The following is a 19,303-nucleotide window of genomic DNA, read 5'->3' as shown; positions in this document are numbered from 1 at the left end:
TCTTCTGATGCCGCCCCCGTGCTGGGTTCGCACTACCGTGCCCCCAGCGGTCACTGTAGCCATTGACGGCGGCAGTTCCAACTGCAAAGGAAGGTCCCGATACTTGACCGATACGCGGGTCATCGAGCCTCCTTCCTGCGGCGGCTGTCGCGGATCACGGTGGCCGTTCCGGCGACCACGGCCACCAGGACGCCCCCGATCCCCAACGCATAGGTGGCGAGCCGTTCGGAGCGCTCCTGGGGCGTCTCCGACAGCGCCAGACGGGCCGGCTCGGGAGCCGGCGGCTTGGGCGGGCCCGGGTCGGGCGCGGGCGTGGAGGGCGGCGTCCCGGGCTGGTCGGCGAGCGCCTTCACCGGGTCGACGACGCCCCAACCGACGTAGTCGTCACGGCGGTTGATCGAGCGGACGGCGGTCTGCTCGATGCGGGTGACGATCTGGGCCGCGGTCCACTCCGGATACTTGGCGCGGAGCAGGGTGGCGACTCCGGCGACGTACGGGGCGGAGAAGCTGGTGCCGTTGTCGACGCACTGGCCGCCGCCGGGGACGGTGGAGACGATGTCGACGCCGGGCGCGGCGACGCCCACCATGGGGCCGGCCTGGGAGAAGACGGCGCGTTCGTTGTTGCGGTCCGAGGAGGCGACGGCGAGGACCCCGGGGAAGGCCGCCGGGTACGTCCGCTTCTTCTCGCCGTCCGCGCCGTCGTTGCCCGCGGAGGCGACGACGACGACGTCCTTCTCGATCGCCTTGGCTATGGCCACGGCCATGGGCGAGTTCGGGCCCATCGGCTGGGTGGTGTCCTGCGAGATGTTGATGACCTTGGCGCCCTTGTCCACGGCGTAGCCGATCGCCTGGGCCATGGTGTCGGTCTTGCCGTTGTTCTTCTCGTCGTTCTGCCGGATCGGGATGATCGTGGCCTCGGGGGCGAGTCCGACGAAGCCGGTCTTGTCGCCGGGGCGGGCGGCGATGATGCCGGCGACCTTGGTGCCGTGGCCGACCTCGTCGACGGTGCCGTCGGTCTTGCCGCGCTTCTCGTCGCCGAAGGAGGGGTTCTTCGGGTCGGGCTTGAGGTAGTCCTTGCCCGACTTCGCGTCGACGGCGTCGCGCAGCTGCGGGTTGACGTCGTCCACCCCTGTGTCGATGACGGCGACCCGGACGCCCTTGCCCTTGGTGTCCTGCCACAGCTCGTCGAGGAGGACCCGCTGGAGCGGCCAGGGCACGCCCTCGATCTGCTTCTTCATGGGGAAGGTGCACTCGCCGCTGCCGTCGAGGACCGGGCCGTCGTCGCGCGGCCGGGCCGCCGCGGCGGAGGCGGCGGGGGCGGCGAGCAGGGCCGTGAGGGTGCCCGCGGCGAGCAGGGCGGCCGTGCGGTACGTCGTCGTCACCGGTGCCACCCCCTAGGAACCCTGCGGCTGACGCGCGCTGTTGGTGTCGAGCCTGGGTCCCTTCGACAGGAACTCCGACCATTCGATCGGGACGCGGGCCGGCTCGACGCTCTCGTACCCGAGACGCTTCTGGGCGTCGCTGGGTTCCGGCCGTCCGCCGTTCTGCTTCTTCTCGCCGGCGCCGATCTCGGAGTGGGCGGAGTCGCTGTCGCTGTTGGCCTGGACGGCGTACCGCAGGCCGGTGTCGGTGACGAGGAAGAGGGAGCCGCCGGGCATCTCCTGCCTGCCCTGGATCTGGGTGTAGAGGAGGCCGGTGCCGGGGGTGACGTACGTGCTGGTGCCGCCGGCCGTGATGTCGGCGGGGTAGTCGGTGCCGGCCCAGGTGGTGAGCGTGGTCTGGCCCGTCGCGCCGACGTCGGTGAGGACGTTGCAGATGGTGTCGCGGGCGCCGGCGCCGGTGGAGGCGTTGATCTGCTTGGACTCCAGCGTCGGCCAGTCGACGTCGCCGTGGAAGGGGGTGGCGTCCGGGACGAAGGAACCGGTGTCGGCGGAAACCGGCTTGCCGAGCATGCCGAGGCCGACGGTCTCCGGGGAGCCGATGAGCAGCCGGGCGGTGAAGGGGGTGACGGGCTGGATCCTGCCGGGGAGCACGACGTACTCCTGGGGGCCGGAGCCGGTCTGGGTGCGGAGGACCGTGCCGATCCGCTTCTCGGTCTCGTTGAGGTTGCTGCCGGGTATGTCGGTGGGGTCGCCGACCCGGGCGTCGATGTGCGGGAAGTCGATCTCGTCACCGGTCTTCAGGGTGGCGAGCCAGTCGTCGGTGACGGGCTGCGGCTTGCCGGAACCGACGAGGGTGTTGAGGAGTTTGGGGTTCCCGGCCTTCACCGGGTACTTGGTTCCGGTGTGGTCGACGAGGAACTGGGCGTTCCCCTTCTGGCCCTTGACGTACAGCACCTGCCCGTTCTTGAGCTTCTCGGCGCTCTCGGTCCGCTTGGCGTCGCGCTCGGCGAAGAGGAAGGTCGCCTTCTGGACGCTCGCGCCCTTGCCGCCGCCGGGCTGCTCGCAGACGGCCCAGCGCTTCTTCCTGCCCGCCTCGTCCGGGGCGGGCAGCCGGTCGGGGGCGTACGGGATGCCGAGGACGGGACCGCGCGGCGGCTTGCCCAGGTCGAGCGTCTTGTCGTCGACCTGGACGACCTGGAACTGGTCGGGGTCGAGCAGCAGCCGGGCGGAGGCGAGGTTGAGGACGGGGTGGAGCAGGGTCTTCTTGTCCTTGCCCGTGCCGGTCTGCAGGACGACGTACCGGGTCGTCGACTGCTTGCCGACGATGACGCGGGCGCCGGGGGTGTCCCAGCCCTTCGGGGCCTCGGGCTTGAACATGCCCCAGGCGCCGAATCCCGCGATCACGAGCGCGCCGACGATCAGGCCGGGGACGATCGCCTTCAGCGGCTTCGGCGCCCCCTCCTCCGTACCGGAGGGGGAGGGTTGGAGGAATGCCGCCACCGTGCGCTTCTTCGCAAAGGTGTACGCGTTGAGCTCGTCCCGCCGCGATGCCATGAGTCCCCATTCTCGTCAGGCGCGATCGTCGCTCGGGGCTCCGGGGTGGTGACACCCGGGCCCCGGCCTTCGGACCGGCCCCCTACTATGCCTGCTGTCCCGTGGGGTTCGTGGGGCGGGTAGGGTGATCCGGCCGCCAATGCCCTGGCGGGCCAGGGTCATCGGGACGAATTGAGGGGGATTCTCCATCATGGCTTCCGCGAGGCGGAGGCGGCCCGCCGCGGCCGCTGCCTCCATACCCCCGTCGACGGGCCCCGTCCCCTCGGTCTCGCCGAGGCTCCAGGCACGTCCCGGACACTTCGGTTCGTTCCGATTGCAACAGCTCGTACTGGTCGAGGTGGCGGCGGCGCTGCTGCTCCTCGCCTGGGTCGTCGAGCCGATGCTGCTCGTGCCCGCGGGCGTCGTCGCCGTCGTCCTCGTCCTGCTCGCCGTGGTGCGCCGGCACCGGCGTTCGCTGCCCGAGTGGCTCGGCACCTTCCTCGCCCTGCGCGCCCGTTCGCGCCGGGCCTCCTCGTTCACGGTGCCGGAGGGCACCGAGCCGGGGTTCGCGCCGCTCGTGGAGTGCGATCCGGCGCTGCGGACCTACGCGTACAGCGACCGCGACCGGCGTCCGGTCGGGATGGTCGGCGACGGCACCTTCCTGACCGCCGTCCTGCGGGTCGAGTCGGACGGCACGGCGCTGCGCCCGGACCGCGCGGCGAAGCCGCTGCCCGTCGGTCTCGTCCGGGACGTGCTGAGCGTGGACGGCATCCGGCTGGAGTCGGCGCAGATCGTGCAGCACACGCAGCCGGCGCCCGCCCCGCACCTGCCCGCGCAGTCGATGGCCGCCCGCAACTACCTGCCGCTCCAGGCGCAGACGGGTTCGCCCGCGGTCCGGATCACCTGGATCGCGCTCAAGCTCGACCCCGAGCTCTGCCCGGAGGCGGTCGCCGCGCGCGGCGGCGGCATGACCGGCGCCCAGAAGTGCGTGGTGCGGGCGGCGGACCAGCTGGCGAGCCGGCTCGCGGGCGCCGGGTTCCGGGCGAGCGTGCTGACGGAGCAGGAGCTGACCTCGGCGCTCGCGACGTCGAGCTGCGCCAGCCCGATGGCGATCGCGCAGGCGGGCCGGGGGCAGGCGCAGGGGCGCCGGACCCAGGAGACCGCGCGGACCTGGCGGGTGGACGACCGGCGGCACACGACGTACTGGGTGGGGCGCTGGCCCCAGTTGGGCGGCCGGGGCGGCGCGGGCGCGTCCATGCCGCAGCTGGTGGCCCTGCTGACCTCGCTGCCCGCGCTCGCGACGACGTTCAGCCTGACGCTGAGCGGTGGGGACCGGCAGGAGGTGACGGTGACCGGACACGTACGGATCACCGGACGCAGCGACGAGGAACTGGTGACCGCGCGACACGAACTGGAGCGTGCGGCACGCGGGGTGAAGACGGGTCTGGTGCGCCTCGACCGCGAACAGGTGCCCGGCATCCTGGCGACGCTTCCGCTGGGAGGTGCACGCTGATGTCCACCGCCTCCTTCGGCACGTCGCCGGCCTCGGCCGCCTCCTACCCCGGCTCCTCCTATCCGGGCGCCCCTTCCCCGGGCTCCTCCTCCCCGGGCTCCCCTTCCGTCCGGCGTACGGGGCGGGCCTCCCGGCCCCGGTTCGGTTTCGGGCTCGTCGGGCCGCGCCGCGACCGGCACTCCGTACCCCTGGAACAACTGGACGCGCTGGCCCTGCCGGTCGGCGACGACGGCATGGTGATCGGCGTGGACGCCGAGAACCGGCCGGCCGTGCTCGGCATCAACCAGCCCGTCCCGTACGACATCACCCTCATCGGCGGCCTGTGGACCGCGCAGGTGCTCGCCCTGCGGGCGGCCGCGACGGGCGCGCGGGTCGCGGTCGAGACCGGCCGCGCGCAGTCGTGGACGGCCCTCGCGCAGGCCGCGGGCGGCGGGCAGCCGTGCATCACGCTGCACGACGTGGGCCGGGTGCCGCCGCAGGGCGCCTCGGCGGGCAGCCCGGTGGTCGTGGTGCGCGACTGCGGCATGCGGCCGCCGCGCGGCCGTGTCGTGTCGGCGCCCTGGCAGTCGGTGGTGACGCTGCTGCCCTATCTGAGCCCGGTCGCGCCCCGGCTCCTGGAGAAGTCCTCCCTGGTCGGGGTCCAGCGGGTGTCCCCCGACGAGGCCGCCCAGATCGGCCGCATCATGAACCTGCCGCGGCAGGAGCACGAGGCGCTGTCCACGCTCGCCGACGGGGTGACCCTCTGGTGCACGCCGAACGACCGCCAGTTCGTGATGACGCAGGCGACGGACGCCGAGACCGGATTGTTGGGCGGAGCGCGCCGGATGGACTGACATGGCGTGGAGTCGCTTGCGTACGTCCGGTTTTGCAACGTTTTGAGCGGTGGGGGTTTTCACTCTGCGGCGCGGCCGGGTCACTTGGGGCCCGGAACGGTTCGCGGAGGCGGGCGCGGAGGGGCCGTCGGCCCTGCCCGGGGGCGGCCCTCGGCGATTAGGCTGGAAGAGCCCCGCCCACAACGGCACAAGGGTGCTCGACCACACCAGGAGGCAAAGTGAACGGCGATCGCGACGAGATCCACGGGGGTTGGAATCCGCCCGCCGACGATCAGTCCGACGCGGATCCCGCCGAGATGACGGGTGAGTTCACCATCGACTACACCCCGCCCGCCTGGTACACGCAGAACGCGTCGTCGGGCGGTACGGGGGCGGGCGGTGCCACTCCCCCGCCGCCGAGCGGTGCGCCGCTCGCCGTGCCGGGCCTCCCGGCGGGCGGCGGCTTCGAGCCCAGCTGGAACATCGCCCCGCCGGCTGCGCCCGCGGCTCCCGCGCCCGCGCCCGCTCCGGTGACTCCTCCGGCCGCGCCCGCTCCGGTGGCGTCTCCGGCGGTGCCCGCTCCGGCGGCTCCTCCGGCCGCGCCCGCTCCGGCGGCGTCTCCGGCGGTGCCCGCTCCGGCGGCTCCTCCGATCACTCCCACCGCTCCCGCTCCGGTGGCCCCGGCGGTCGCGCCCACCGCTCCCGCCCCGGTGCAGCCGGCCGCCTCGGTACCCGCGCCGGAGCCGGCCGCGCCCGCCGCCCCGTTCGGGGGCGGAGACGTCGAGAGCGGCGCCACCATGCGCTTCTCCCCCGCCGCGCTCCAGCGCGAGATCGACGAGCGCGCGGCGGAGGACGCGAAGGACGCCGAGAACGCGGAGGGCTCCACCGTGGAAGCCGACGCGCCGAACGGTGCGGACGCCGCCGGGGAGACCTCCGCGGAAGCCGAGGAGACCGGGAGCACGGACGGGACGACGGACGAGACGCCGTCCGCCGCTGTCACGAGCACCGACGACGACGTGACCGAGGCCGAGGGTGCCGCCGCCGACGCGACCGACGCGACGGACGTGACCGACGCGTCGGGTACGGGCGACGACGAGGCCCCGGCCGAGGCCGCCGGCCCCGCCGCGAGCCCGGAGGACGAGCCCGCCGCTCCCGTGGCGGACGCGGAGCCGGAGACCGGGGCGGCCGCCGCCGACCCGGCCGCCCCCGGCCCCCTCCCCGCCGCGCACCCGGTCGCCGACGCGCCGCAGGGCTTCGGTCCCGGCGCGGCTCCCGGTCCGTACGACACCGCCGCACAGCAGGCGGGCGGCCCGGGCGTGGCTCCGGGCCCGTTCCCCGGCGCCGCTCCCGGCCCGTACGGCGCGCCGTACCCGGGCCCGCAGCCCGGAGCCGGACTCCCTCCGCTGCCCCCGTCGTTCCAGCCGGCCGCCCCCGAGCCCGCGCAGCAGTGGCCCGCGCAGCCCGCCGCCCCGGGCGCGCAGCCGCTGCCGCCCACCGCCGCCTGGCCGGCTCCCGCGGGACCCGTGCCCGGCGCGCCCGGTCCCGTACCGCCGCAGGCGCAGCCCCAGGCGCCCGGCGCCTACGGCTACCCGCAGGCCCCGCAGGCCCCGCAGGAGCCCCAGGCCCCGCAGACTCCTCAGCCCCCGGCCCCGGCCCAGCAGGGCGGTTACGGCTTCCCGCAGCCCGGGACGCCTCCGCAGCAGGCGGGTTACGGCTATCCGCAGCAGCAGCCCGGAGCCCCCGGCGGTGTGCCGCCGCAGGCGCAGGCGCAGGGCGGTTACGACTACCCGCACCCCGGAGCCGTACCCCCGCAGGCGACGCAGCCGGCGTACGACGGGCAGCCGCCCGTGGATCCGCGGACCGGTGGCGCCTGGCCCTCGCCGGTGACGCACGACCAGCGGGAGCGTTCCGTGCCGGGCGCCCCGCTCGGGTACAACGCGGCCGTCGAGCTCTCCTCCGACCGGCTCCTGCGCAACAACAAGCAGAAGCCCAAGTCCAGCCGGAACCCCGGCGCCGCCAACCGCTTCAAGCTCGGCGGCAAGAAGGAGGAGGCGGAGCGACAGCGGAAGCTGGAGCTGATCCGGACGCCGGTGCTGTCCTGCTACCGGATCGCGGTCATCTCGCTCAAGGGCGGCGTCGGCAAGACCACGACGACCACCGCGCTCGGCGCGACCCTCGCCATCGAGCGGCAGGACAAGATCCTGGCGATCGACGCCAACCCGGACGCCGGCACGCTCGGCCGCCGGGTGCGGCGCGAGACCGGGGCGACCATCCGCGACCTGGTGCAGGCGATCCCGTACCTGAACTCGTACATGGACATCCGCCGGTTCACCTCGCAGGCGCCGTCCGGTCTGGAGATCCTCGCCAACGACGTGGACCCGGCCGTCTCGACGACCTTCAACGACGAGGACTACCGGCGCGCGATCGACGTCCTCGGCAAGCAGTACCCGATCATCCTCACCGACTCGGGCACGGGTCTGCTGTACAGCGCCATGCGCGGGGTCCTCGACCTCGCCGATCAGCTGATCATCATCTCCACGCCCTCCGTGGACGGCGCCTCCAGCGCCTCGACGACCCTCGACTGGCTGTCGGCCCACGGCTACGCGGACCTGGTGCAGCGCTCCATCACCGTCATCTCGGGTGTCCGCGAGACCGGCAAGATGATCAAGGTCGAGGACATCGTGCAGCACTTCCAGACCCGCTGCCGCGGCGTCGTGGTCGTGCCCTTCGACGAGCACCTCGCGGCCGGCGCCGAGGTCGACCTCGACATGATGCGGCCGAAGACCCGGGAGGCGTACTTCCACCTCTCGGCGATGGTCGCCGAGGACTTCGTACGGGCGCAGCAGGCGCAGGGGCTGTGGACCGGTGACGGCCAGGGCGCGATGCCTCCGCACATGGCCCCGCCGATGCCGGGCCAGCCCATGCCGGGCCAGCCCATGCCCGGTCAGCCGATGCCCGGTCAGCCCGCGCCCGGTCAGCCCGCGCCCGGTCAGCCCGCGCCCGGACAGCCCGCGCCCGGACAGTTCGCGCCCGGACAGCCCGTGCCGGGGCAGCCGATGCCGGGCCAGGTGCCCGGACAGCCGATGCCCGGTCAGTTCGCACCCGGTCAGCCGTACCCGCCGCAGCCCGGCCAGCCAGGCCAGCAGCCCTACCCGCAGCAGGCGTACCCGCCGCCGGGGCAGCCGCTTCCCGGACAGCCGGCGCCCGGACAGCCCGTGCCGGGGCAGCCGATGCCGGGGCAGATGCCCGGCCCGATGCCCGGTCAGTTCGCGCCCGGACAGCCGTACGGTCCGCCGGCCGGGCAGCCGTACCCGCCGCAGCCGGGTCAGCCGGGTGTCCCGCAGAACTGGCAGCAGCAGCCTCAGCCGCAGGAGGGGAACGAGTCGGGAGCGGGTCAGCCACTGCCTCCGCAGGCGCCGCCAGCCCCTCAGCAGTAGGGCGTCACAGGATTAGACCAATGAGGCTCCGTATCGGCTCTCCGATACGGAGCCTCTTGGCGTTCCCGCAGTCCACAGGGGGTTTGAGGGATCGTTGACGACGGCAGACCACCGCTGATACACCTTCGCTTCACCGCTCGTCAGCCCAAGATCCACGACAGAAACTCCCACGCGAGGTCACGTCCCATGGTCATGGTCACGAAGGTTCCACCCCGCCCCTCCCCCGCCCGCAGGGCCCTGCGGCTGCTGCTCGCCACCGGTCTCGCCGCCGGCTCCCTCGCCGTCGTCCCCGGCACCGCGCAGGCGGAGGACGCGAAGTCCGGCGGCACCACGCTCACGGTCGCCGTCTCGCAGAGCATCGACTCGCTGAGCCCGTTCCTGGCCCAGAAGCTCACCTCGACCAGCATCCACCGACTGGCGTACGAGTACCTCACGAACTACGACCCGAAGGACGCCCACACGATCCCGGGTCTGGCGACCTCGTGGACGTCCTCGCCGGACAAGCTGACGTGGACGTACACGATCCGCAAGGACTCGACCTGGTCCGACGGGCAGCAGGCCACCGCCGAGGACGCGGCCTGGACCTTCAACAAGATGATGACCGACCCGAACGCCGCCACCGCCAACGGCAGCTTCACGGCCAACTTCGCGCAGGTCACCGCGCCCGACCCGCAGACGCTCGTCATCAGACTGAAGAAACCGCAGGCGACGATGACGGCCCTCGACGTGCCGATCGTGCCGAAGCACGTCTGGGAGAAGGTCACCGACTTCTCGAAGTTCAACAACGACAAGACCTTTCCCATCGTCGGGAACGGCCCCTTCGTCATCACGGACTTCAAGGTCGACCAGTACATCAAGCTCAAGCCGAACAAGAAGTTCTGGCGGGGCGCACCCAAGTTCGACGAACTGGTCTTCAAGTACTACAAGGACGGCGACGCCGCCGTCGCGGCCCTGCAGAAGGGCGAGGTGTCCTTCGTACCGAACCTGACGCCCGCCCAGGCGGCCGCGCTGAAGACCCAGAAGGACATCAAGGTCAACGACGCCCCCGGCCGCCGCTTCTACGCCCTCGCCACCAACCCGGGCGCGAAGGCCCAGGACGGGAAGACCTTCGGCAACGGGAACAAGGCGCTGCTCGACCCGGAGGTGCGCAAGGCGCTCTTCCTCGCCGTCGACCGCACCACCCTCGTCGACAAGGTCTTCCAGGGCCACGCCGTCGAGGGCGAGGGGTACATCCCGCCGCGCTTCGGCTCGTACTTCTGGAAGCCTGAGACCGCGCAGAAGCGGGCGTACGACCCGGCGCAGGCGGAGAAGGTCCTCGACACCGCCGGATACCGGAAGAACGCCGCCGGCAAGCGGCTCGGCAAGGACGGCAGGCCGCTGGAGTTCCGGATCCTCTGTCACGCCACCGACCCGAACGACAAGGCGGTCGGCAAGTACCTCCAGGAGTGGTGGGGCAAGCTCGGCATCGGCCTGAAGGTCGAGTGCCTGGACAGCGTCTCCGACCCCTGGGTCAAGGGCGACTACGACCTCGCCTTCGACGGCTGGTCGGTCAACCCCGACCCCGACTACGTCCTCTCGATCCACACCTGCGGCACGCTCCCGGCGACCCCGAAGGACTCCGGCGCCACCGACAACTTCATCTGCGACAAGCAGTTCGACGGGCTCTACGCGCAGCAGTCGGTGGAGTACGACGCCGCCAAGCGGGCGGATCTGGTGAAGCGGATGCAGTCCCGGCTGTACGACACGGGGTACATGAACGTCATGGCCTACCCGAACGCCCTGGAGGCGTACCGCACGGACCAGATCAAGTCCATCACGACCATGCCCGAGGCCGCCGGGAACCTGTGGGGCCAGGACGGCTACTGGAGCTGGTGGTCCGCCACGCCCGCGGCACGGGCAGAGGACTCCGACGGCGGCTCGTCCACCGGGGTGGTCATCGGCATCGTCGCGGCCGTGATCGTCGTGGTCGGCGTCGGCGTCGTCCTCGGCATGCGCCGCCGCTCCACCGCCGACGACCGCGAGTAGTACGTGACGACGGCAAGCACCCCCGCCGGCGTGGCGCGGGCCGAGAAGGCCCGCGCCACGGACGGCGCACCCCGCACCGGTTCCTCCCTCGGCTATCTCCGCCACGCGGCGGGGAAGGTCGGCGGCGCGCTCGTCTCGCTCCTCGCCGTGCTGGTCACCAGCTTCTTCCTCTTCCGGATCATCCCCGGTGACCCGGTGAAGGCGATGACCCACGGCCTGCCCACCTCGGCCGAACAACTCGCCACGCTGCGGCACCAGTTCGGCCTCGACCTGCCGCTGTGGCAGCAGTTCACCGACTACTGCGCGAAGGCGCTGAGCGGCGACCTCGGCACCTCGTTCCAGTTCCGGGCCCCCGTCGGGGACCTCATCATGGAGAAGCTCCCGGCGACGCTGCTGCTCACCGGGGTCGCCGTGGTGATCTACTCGGCGCTCGGGCTGTGGCTGGGCACCCGCTCGGCCTGGCGGCACGGCGGCCTCGGCGACAAGCTGAACACCGGGCTCGCGCTGACCCTGTGGTCGGTGCCGTCCTTCTGGCTCGGGCTGCTCCTCATCATCGTCTTCTCGGTGGGCATGGGGCCGATCCCCGGGCTCTTCCCGACCGGCGGCATGGAGTCGGGGACGGGTGAGACCGGTTTCGCGTACGTCCTGGACGTCGCCCACCACCTGGTCCTGCCCGTGGTCACGCTCGTCGCCGTCGGCTACGCGCAGACGCTGCTCGTGATGCGCTCCTCGCTCCTCGACGAGATGGGCGGCGACTACCTGACGACGGCGCGGGCGAAGGGGCTGCGGGACGACGCCGTGCGGCGCAAGCACGCCGTGCCGAACGCACTGCTTCCGACCGTCACCATGATCTTCATCAACCTGGGGCACGTGGCGGCCGGTTCGATCCTGGTGGAGACGGTGTTCTCCTGGCCGGGCCTCGGCGGGCTGTTCTACCAGGCGCTCAGCGTGCCCGACCTGCCGCTCGTACAGGGCCTGTTCGTGGTCTTCGCCGGAGCGATGATCCTGATGAACCTGATCGCCGACCTGCTCTATCCGCTGCTCGACCCCCGGGTGGGCCGATGACCTCTCTCGCATGGGAGCGCCGCAAGGGTTCGGCCGCGCGCTTCTGGACGTCGTACCGGACCCATCGCGCGGGGCTCTACGGTCTCGTCGGCCTCGCCCTGATCGCCCTGATCGCGCTCACCGCACCGCTGACCGTCGGCTCCGACGTGCAGTCGGTGACCGAGGCGCCGGGCACGGCCCTGGAGCCGCCGAGCGCCGAGTTCCCGCTCGGAACGGACCAGTTCGGGCGCTCACTGCTCGGTCTGCTGGTGTGGGGCGCCCGGGTCTCACTGCTCGTCGGGCTGCTCGCGGCGGCCCTCTCGGTCGCCATCGGGACCCTGGTGGGCATCATCGCCGGGCACTACGGCGGCTGGTTCTCGACCGTCGTCATGCGGATCACCGACTGGTTCCTGGTGATGCCGACGCTGGTCCTCGCGATCGTGCTCGCCACGGTCATGTCCCGGTCGATGTGGACGGTGGTCCTGGCGATCGGCGTGACCTCCTGGCCGACCACCGCCCGCCTGGTGCGGGCGCAGACGATCGCCGTGGAGTCCCGCCCGTACATCGAGCGGGCGACCGCGCTCGGCGGCGGCCACCGGCACGTCATGACCCGGCACGTCCTGCCGAACGTGATGCCGCTGGTCCTCGCGCAGACCACCCTCGGCATCTCGACGGCCATCCTCACCGAGGCGACCCTCGCCTTCCTCGGCCTCGGCGACCCGACGGTGGTGTCCTGGGGCGGGATGCTCCAGGACGCCCGGGAGGCGGGCGCCGTCTCCTCCGGGCACTGGTGGTACCTGGCCCCGCCCGGGATCGCGATCGCCCTGGTCGCGCTCGCGTTCACGCTGTGCGGCCGGGCCGTGGAGTCCGTGCTGAACCCGAAGCTGGGGGTGGGGCGATGAGCCTTCTGGAGGTACGGGACCTCAGGGTGACGTACGGGTCGGGCGCGGCCGCCGTGCCCGCCGTGCGCGGGGTCGACCTGACCCTGGAGGCGGGGACCAAGCTGGGTGTGGCCGGCGAGTCGGGCTGCGGCAAGTCCACGCTCGCGCTCGCGCTGCTCCGGCTCCTTCCGGCCTCGGCGCGGATCGAGGGCGAGATCCTCCTCGACGGCGACGACGTCCTCGCCATGTCGTGGGGACGCCTCCGGGCCGTGCGCTGGGCGGGCGCGTCGATCGTCTTCCAGGGCGCGATGCACTCGCTGAACGCCGTGCACCGGATCGGCGACCAGATCGCCGAACCGCTGCTCGTGCACGGGCGGGCGACCCCGGCGGCGGCCCGCGGGCGGGTCGGCGAGCTGCTCGAACACGTCGGGCTTCCGGCGGCGCGGGCCGCCGCCTATCCGCACGAGCTGTCCGGCGGGCAGCGGCAGCGCGTGATGATCGCGATGGCCCTCGCCTGCGACCCGCGTCTGATCGTCGCGGACGAGCCGACGACCGCGCTCGACGTGATGATCCAGGCGCAGATCCTGCGGCTGATCGAGCAGCTCGTCGCCGAGCAGTCCATCAGCCTCCTGATGATCAGCCACGACCTGGCGGTCCTCGCCGACACCTGCGACCGGCTCGCCGTGATGTACGCGGGCCGGGTCGTCGAGGAGGGGCCGGCGCGGGCGGTGTACGAGGCGGCCGCGCACCCCTACGGGCGGGCGCTGTCCTCGGCGTTCCCCCGCATCGGCGACCCCGCGTCCCGGCGGGCGCCGCGCGGCCTGCCCGGTGACCCGCCGGACCCGGCGGACCTGCCCGGCGGCTGCACCTTCCATCCGCGCTGCCCGGTGGCGGTGGACGTCTGCGCGGAGCTCGATCAGGAACTGCGGGAGGCGGGCGCGGGGCGCCGGGCCGCCTGCGTACACGTGGGGAGCACGTCATGAGCCTGCTGTCGGCGCGCGGCCTGCACGTCACCTTCCCGGGCCGCCGGGGCGCGCCGCCCGCGCGCGCGGTGGACGGCGTGGACCTGGACATCGGCGCGGGCGAGATCGTGGCCCTGGTCGGCGAGTCGGGCTGCGGCAAGACGACGCTGGCCCGGTCCCTGCTCGGCCTGGTCCGGCCCACGTCGGGGACGGTCGCCTTCGACGGGAAGCCGCTCGCGTACTCCTCCGGGGCCCTCCGGGCCTACCGCAAGCGGGCGCAGCTGGTCCTCCAGGACCCGAGCGGTTCGCTGAACCCCCGGCACACCGTGTACGAGGCGGTGGCGGAGGGGCTGCGGATCCACGGGGTCCACCGGTCCTCACAGGACGAGCGCGCGGCCGTGGGCGAGGCCCTGGCGCGGGCGGGGCTGCGCCCTCCGGAGCGGTTCTTCCTGCGCTACCCGCACGAGTTGTCGGGCGGTCAGCGGCAGCGCGTGGTCATCGCGGGCGCGCTCGTCCTGGAGCCCGAACTGATCGTCGCCGACGAGCCGGTGGCCTCGCTGGACGCGTCCGTGCGGGGCGAGATCCTGGCTCTGCTGCTGCGCCTGCGCGACGAACTGGGCCTGTCCGCGCTGGTGGTGACGCACGATCTGGGCCTCGCGTGGAACATCGCGGACCGGGTGGCCGTGATGTACCTGGGCCGGGTCGTGGAGACCGGCACCGTGGAATCCGTACTGACGAACCCTCAGCATCCTTACACGCGCGCGCTGTTGTCGGTGCTTCCGGAGTCGGAGGGCGCTCCCGTGGTGCTGACCGGCGAGTCGCCGGACCCGTCCCGCGTCCCGTCGGGCTGCCGCTTCCACGCCCGCTGCCAGCTCCTCGCCTCGGGCGAGGCGGACCCGGTCGCGGACCTCTGCCGGACCGAGGACCTGCCGGTCCTGGGCGGCGGCGGGGAGCAGGCGGCCGCCTGCCACTGGGTGACGGCCGCCCGGTGAAAGAGGTGGGGTACGGACCGGTGCCGGTCAGGCCCGGTCGTACTCCTCCGTCAGCTCGCGGCAGCGCTTCACGTCGCCCGCCATCGCCTGGAGCAGGTCGTCCAGGGTGTCGAACTTGAGCATGCCGCGCACGTACGCCAGGAAGTCCACGGCCACGTGCAGCCCGTACAGGTCGAGACCCTCGCGGTCGATCGCGTACGCCTCGACCGTCCGCTCCGTGCCGTCGAACTGCGGGTTCGTGCCGACCGAGATCGCCGCCGGCATCCGCTCCCCCGCGGCCGTCAGCCAGCCCGCGTAGACGCCGTCCGCCGGGATCGCCGTGTGCGGCAGGGTCTCGACGTTGGCCGTCGGGAAGCCGAGCTCGCGGCCGCGCTGCGCGCCGCGGACGACGATGCCCTCGACCCGGTGCGGGCGGCCGAGGATCTCGGCCGCGCCGGCCATGTCGCCCTCGCCGACGAGGCGGCGGGTGAGGGTGGAGGAGAAGGGCTCGCCACCGCCGGCGGACCCGCTGACGTACAGGTCGATGACCTCGACCTCGTAGTCGTAGGTGGCGCCGAGCTCGGCGAGGAAGTCGACGGTGCCCGCGGCCCGGTGCCCGAAGCGGAAGTTGGGGCCCTCGATGACGGCCTTCGCGTGCAGCTTGTCGACGAGCACCTTCACGATGAAGTCCGCCGGGGACAGCTGGGAGAACTCGGCGGTGAACGGCAGCACGAGCACCGCGTCCACCCCCAGCTCCGCGATCAGCTCCGCGCGGCGGTGGTGCGGGGCGAGCAGCGGCGGGTGGCTGCCGGGGCGCACGACCTCGGAGGGGTGCGGGTCGAAGGTGACGACGACGGAGGGGACGCCCAGCTCCCGGGCGCGCTCGACGGCACGCCCGATGATCAGCTGGTGTCCGCGGTGCACCCCGTCGTACGAGCCGATGGTGACGACGCTGCGCCCCCAGTCCTGGGGGATGTCCTCCAAGCCACGCCAGCGCTGCACTGTGACCGCTCCTCGTCCGCCTGTTCGCCCTGTTCGCCTTTACGCAGGTCTAAGACTGCCATGTCCACGGCCGTCGGTACGCATCGGCATGGCAGTGCCGGGGCTCCGCAGGGCCCGCAGGGTCTCCGGGCCGAGCAACGGGGCCCAGTCGCCGGGGGCGGCGACCGTCCAGGCGGCGAGGAGCACGGCGAAGGCGTTCCGCTCGCGGACGGCCCCGGCCAGGACCTGGTCGAGCCGCCGGGCGCCCTCGGGGGTACGGACGCACAGCGCGCCGGCCCGGTGCGTCAGCTCCCGGGTGCGGGGCGCGCTGCGCCGCTCCGCCCCCTCCGCGGCGGCCCGCAGGAGGGCCTCCAGGACGGTCGCCTCCCCGGTCTCCGCCTCGTACCGCTCGTGCTCCAGGAGCACGTCGAGCAGCTCGGCCCGCAGATGCCGGGAGGCCCCGGTGCCGGGGGCGGCGAGGACGGGGGCGAGGGCGCGCCGGAGCGCGGCGGGGCGGCCCCGGATCAGGGCCGTGACCAGCGGGAAGAGGACCGCCCTCGTCTCCGGTCCGTCCTCGAACCGGCGGTCGACGAAGGCGGCGACGAGCGGGGCGGCCCCGGGGTGGCGGACGGCGTGGTCGCGGACGAGGACGGCGATCCGGCGGGCGAGGGCGGGGGTGTCGACCTCGGCGAGGACCCGCAGGGCGGCCTCCGCCGCCTCGCCGCCGTCCTCCAGCCTGTCCCGGAAGGCGGCGAGGACCGCCTCGGGGTGGGTGGCGAGCGCCTCGGCGAGGGCGGTGGCCGGCACCCGGGGCTCGGCCAGGGCCCGGGGCAGGTGGCGGGCGCGGCTGTGCGGGTCGCGGACGAGGAGGCCGAGGGCGGCGCCGTGCAGGGTCTGGTCTCCGGGGCGGGCGAGCAGGGCGAGGGCGGCGTAGCGGAGGAGCTCGCGGTCGGCGGAGGCGGTGACGTGTCCGGCGACCAGCTGTCCGTACGCGGCGGCCGCGACGCGCCGCTCCGGGCGCCCGTCGTCGTGGGCCCAGCGGTCGACGGCCCGGCAGAGCGCGGAGGGCTCGTCCCGGGCGAGCGCGCCGAGCAGTCCGTCGGCGAGCGGGTGCGCGGTGGCGACGAGCGCCTCGCACAGGTCGTCGACGGCGAGCCCCCGGTGGGCGTGCAGGAGCACCTGGGCGGCGGTGGCGACGGCGGGCCGGTCGTCGCCGAACCAGCGGCACAGCAGCGGCTGGACGCCCCGGGGGTCGGCGACGAGCCGCGCCTCGACGGCGTCGAGGCTGCCCCGGTCGGCCGGCACGAGCCTGCGCAGCAGATCGATCCGCTCGTCCTCCCCGACCGGCAGCCCCAGCCAGAACGCGGTCCCGAAGGGGGCGAACACCGGGTGCGGACCCGGGCGGGCCCCGACGAGGTCGGCGAGCAGCCGCAGAACGGGCAGGTACGGCCGCGGGTCCGGCACCCGCAGCACGCTCTCCCGCAGCAGCCGCGCGGCCCACCAGGCCCCGTCCCCGCCGTCCTCCTCCCCGGCGAACCGCCCGAGCGCCTCGGCGAGCTCCACGAGCCTCGGGGCGAGCCCCTCGGGCCCCCGCTCCCGGTGCAGGAGCAGCAGGGCCTGCAGCACGGGCCCGATGCGGTGCCGGGGCACGGGCGGCTGCCCGTCCGGTGTCGCCGGTGCGCCCGCCCCGGGGGCTCCCTCCCGGCCCGGCGCGGGTTCCGGCCGTGGGGGCTCGTGGTGGGCGTGGACCAGGGTGTGCAGGGCCGTGTCCAGGTCGAGGTGGGTCGCCTGGACCCAGTCGGCGAGTTCTTCGTGGGCGAAGCGGTAGCCGGAGCCGGCCGGGACGAGGAGGCCTTCGGTGAGGACGGCCGAGGCCCAGCCCTCGCGCCAGGGGAAGAGTTCCTCGAAGGAGGCGCGGTCGAGGACGCCGTGTCCGGGGCCGAGGCAGCGGCGGGCCGCCTCGTGGAGCCGGCCGGTGACGCGCGCGGCGAGGCGGCGGACGGCCGTCCCCCGGACCAGGGGCCGGGAGCCCGCGGCGATCCTCACGGCTACCCGCAGGCACATCAGGTCCAGATGGGCGGTGAAGATCTCCTCGCGCCCGGGCCGCCCCGGCACCTCGCCGGGCAGCGCCGCCCGCACCTCGGCGAGCAGCCGCAGGGCGAGCGGGTGCCGGGCGTCCTCCGGGGCGAGGTCCGTCTCCCCGATCCCGTACCCCTCCCGTACGGCGCGCGCCTCCGCCGCCGAGAGCGGCCCGAGGACGAGGGCGGCGGAGCCGGGGTCGGCCGCCGGGCGGTGCAGGGCGCCCGGGGTGTAGAGCGCGCCGGCCTGTTCCCAGTGCTCGGGGCGGCAGGCGGTGACGAGGTGGGCCTCGTGGGTGCGGAGCCACCGCTCGGTGGCCGCGGTCCAGTCGGCGAGCCGGTGGGCGAGGAGCGGTGGCATCTCCTCGGGGCCGTCGAGGACGACGAGCAGCGGGCGGCCCGCCTCGCGGGCGAGGGCGGCGGCCCGCTCCGGGGTGGCGGTCGTGGTGTCGCCGAGCGCCCCGGAGGCGGCGACGATCCGGCCGGCCTGGTGGAGGGCGCGGCCGACGGCGTCGGCGAGCGAGCGGTCCTCGGCGCGCAGGTCGGCGCCGCGCAGCCGGACGGTGGGGGCGGGTGCGACGCCCCGGGCGCGGCGGGCGCAGAGCGCGGCGAGGACGGTGGTGCGTCCGGTGCCGGGGGCGCCGACGAGGGCGAGGACGGGGGCGCGGCCGGCGGTGAAGCGGGCGAACTCACGGACGCAGTCGGGCCGTTCGACGGGTTCGGGCCAGGGTCCGGGGTCCCGTGCGGGCCCGGTGGAGGTGGCGGTGAGCTCCAGGATCGCGGCGAGGTTGAGGTCGGGGCCGTAGGCGGGGACGGTGGCCGCGTTGCGCCGGAGGAGGGCCGTGAGCGGGCCGGCGGGCCGCAGCGGCACGGCGTATCCGGCGGCCCGGCGGTCGCCGCGCAGGGCGGTGCCGAGGACGGCGAGGACGGTGCCGGTGACGGTGTCGAGGACGGGACCGCCGGCGGCCTGGCCGCCGCGCCGGAGCGCCTCGGCGCCCTCGGTGCCGATGGCCAGTTCGAGGGCGTCGGCGAGGGCGTGGAAGCGGCTGGTGGCGGTGTACGTGACGGAGGCGGGGCCGAGGACGCGGGCCTCGCGCCAGCCCTGGGCGGCGATCCGCACGTAGGTGCCCGGTTCGATCTCGGGCCGGGTCGCGAGCGGCAGCGGACGGCCGCCGAGTCCTTCGGTCCGCACGAGCGCGAGGCCGCTCTCGGGCAGCGGGGTGACGGCCTCGGCCTCGGCGAGCCAGCTCCGGTCGCCGGGGGCGTGCAGGAGGACACGGCTGAGCCCGTCGACGGCTTCGTGGCTGGTGACGACCGTCCCGTGGTGGTCGGCGAGGAAACCGGTGCCGCGTGGCCGGCCCGCCGTATCGCAGATGCGCACCAGCGTCGCCAGGTCCCCGCGTCCCATGGTGTCGACGGTAGGCGGCCGGTGATCACACGGAGGCGCTCACGGGGAAACACGCCCCCTCACACTCCCCCGTTCACTCCGAGCGCCTCCCTGATGGGGTGAATTTCGGCGGCTCCGCGGGACAGATCCCTCCCGGGGGAAACGAGGGGGGAAAGGTGTGGGGGGGGGGCGCGCGGGGCCCCCCCCCCCCCCCCACCCCCGCCCCGGCCAAGAGACCCCCCCCAAACCCAAAACCCCCACGAAAACCAAAAGCCCCGCGCAAAAGAAAAGAACCGC

The 19,303-nt window shown here is 74.0% G+C and carries 12 protein-coding genes; 8 read left to right on the top strand and 4 right to left on the bottom strand.

The annotated features are described in order from the left end of the window. Positions 1–119 precede the first annotated feature (119 nt). Both mycP and eccB read right to left on the bottom strand, forming a co-directional pair. Positions 120–1,382 (bottom strand): type VII secretion-associated serine protease mycosin, encoded by a 1,263-nt coding sequence (mycP, locus tag ACFYUS_RS38185; protein WP_388862762.1) that lies wholly within the window; start codon positions 1,380–1,382, stop codon positions 120–122. Between the two features lie 12 nt (positions 1,383–1,394). Then, positions 1,395–2,936, bottom strand: coding sequence for a type VII secretion protein EccB (eccB, locus tag ACFYUS_RS38180; RefSeq protein ID WP_388862760.1), 1,542 nt, complete (start codon positions 2,934–2,936; stop codon positions 1,395–1,397). A 190-nt stretch (positions 2,937–3,126) separates the two neighbouring features. Here eccB and eccE point away from each other — a divergent pair, with 190 nt between their 5' ends. The 8 genes from eccE (at position 3,127) to ACFYUS_RS38140 (ending at position 14,581) form a co-directional block, all read left to right on the top strand. Beyond that, a complete protein-coding gene (eccE, locus tag ACFYUS_RS38175) occupies positions 3,127–4,428 on the top strand; it encodes a type VII secretion protein EccE (protein ID WP_388862758.1) in 1,302 nt (433 codons plus the stop codon). Then, positions 4,428–5,261, top strand: a complete 834-nt coding sequence (locus ACFYUS_RS38170; RefSeq protein WP_388862756.1) for a hypothetical protein — start codon at positions 4,428–4,430, stop codon at positions 5,259–5,261. Before eccE ends, ACFYUS_RS38170 begins: the two co-directional genes overlap by 1 nt. A 218-nt stretch (positions 5,262–5,479) precedes the next feature. Beyond that, positions 5,480–8,677, top strand: a complete 3,198-nt coding sequence (locus tag ACFYUS_RS38165) for an SCO5717 family growth-regulating ATPase (protein ID WP_388862754.1) — start codon at positions 5,480–5,482, stop codon at positions 8,675–8,677. Between the two features lie 192 nt (positions 8,678–8,869). Next, positions 8,870–10,702 (top strand): ABC transporter substrate-binding protein, encoded by a 1,833-nt coding sequence (locus ACFYUS_RS38160; RefSeq protein WP_388862790.1) that lies wholly within the window; start codon positions 8,870–8,872, stop codon positions 10,700–10,702. Positions 10,703–10,705: 3 nt separating this feature from the next. Next, positions 10,706–11,767, top strand: coding sequence for an ABC transporter permease (locus ACFYUS_RS38155; protein WP_388862752.1), 1,062 nt, complete (start codon positions 10,706–10,708; stop codon positions 11,765–11,767). After that, the gene (locus ACFYUS_RS38150) at positions 11,764–12,648 is read left to right on the top strand and encodes an ABC transporter permease (protein WP_388862750.1); all 885 of its coding nucleotides are present in this window, start codon (positions 11,764–11,766) and stop codon (positions 12,646–12,648) included. The genes ACFYUS_RS38155 and ACFYUS_RS38150 overlap by 4 nt, the downstream gene beginning before the upstream one ends. Continuing rightward, positions 12,645–13,610, top strand: a complete 966-nt coding sequence (locus ACFYUS_RS38145) for an ABC transporter ATP-binding protein (RefSeq protein WP_388862748.1) — start codon at positions 12,645–12,647, stop codon at positions 13,608–13,610. Before ACFYUS_RS38150 ends, ACFYUS_RS38145 begins: the two co-directional genes overlap by 4 nt. Further along, positions 13,607–14,581 carry an ABC transporter ATP-binding protein gene (locus tag ACFYUS_RS38140; protein WP_388862746.1) on the top strand — a complete coding sequence of 325 codons (975 nt, stop codon included), beginning with the start codon at positions 13,607–13,609 and terminating at the stop codon, positions 14,579–14,581. The genes ACFYUS_RS38145 and ACFYUS_RS38140 overlap by 4 nt, the downstream gene beginning before the upstream one ends. 27 nt (positions 14,582–14,608) lie before the next feature. Here ACFYUS_RS38140 and ACFYUS_RS38135 read toward each other — a convergent pair whose 3' ends face one another. Continuing rightward, on the bottom strand, positions 14,609–15,562 hold the full coding sequence (locus ACFYUS_RS38135) for a bifunctional riboflavin kinase/FAD synthetase (RefSeq protein ID WP_388862744.1): 954 nt from the start codon (positions 15,560–15,562) through the stop codon (positions 14,609–14,611). 39 nt (positions 15,563–15,601) lie between these two features. Then, positions 15,602–19,027, bottom strand: coding sequence for a trypsin-like peptidase domain-containing protein (locus ACFYUS_RS38130; RefSeq protein ID WP_388862742.1), 3,426 nt, complete (start codon positions 19,025–19,027; stop codon positions 15,602–15,604). Positions 19,028–19,303: the final 276 nt, after the last annotated feature.

This window comes from Streptomyces sp. NPDC004284, from assembly GCF_042874035.1.
GTDB lineage: Bacteria > Actinomycetota > Actinomycetes > Streptomycetales > Streptomycetaceae > Streptomyces.
This window is presented reverse-complemented; position numbering and strand designations above follow the sequence as displayed.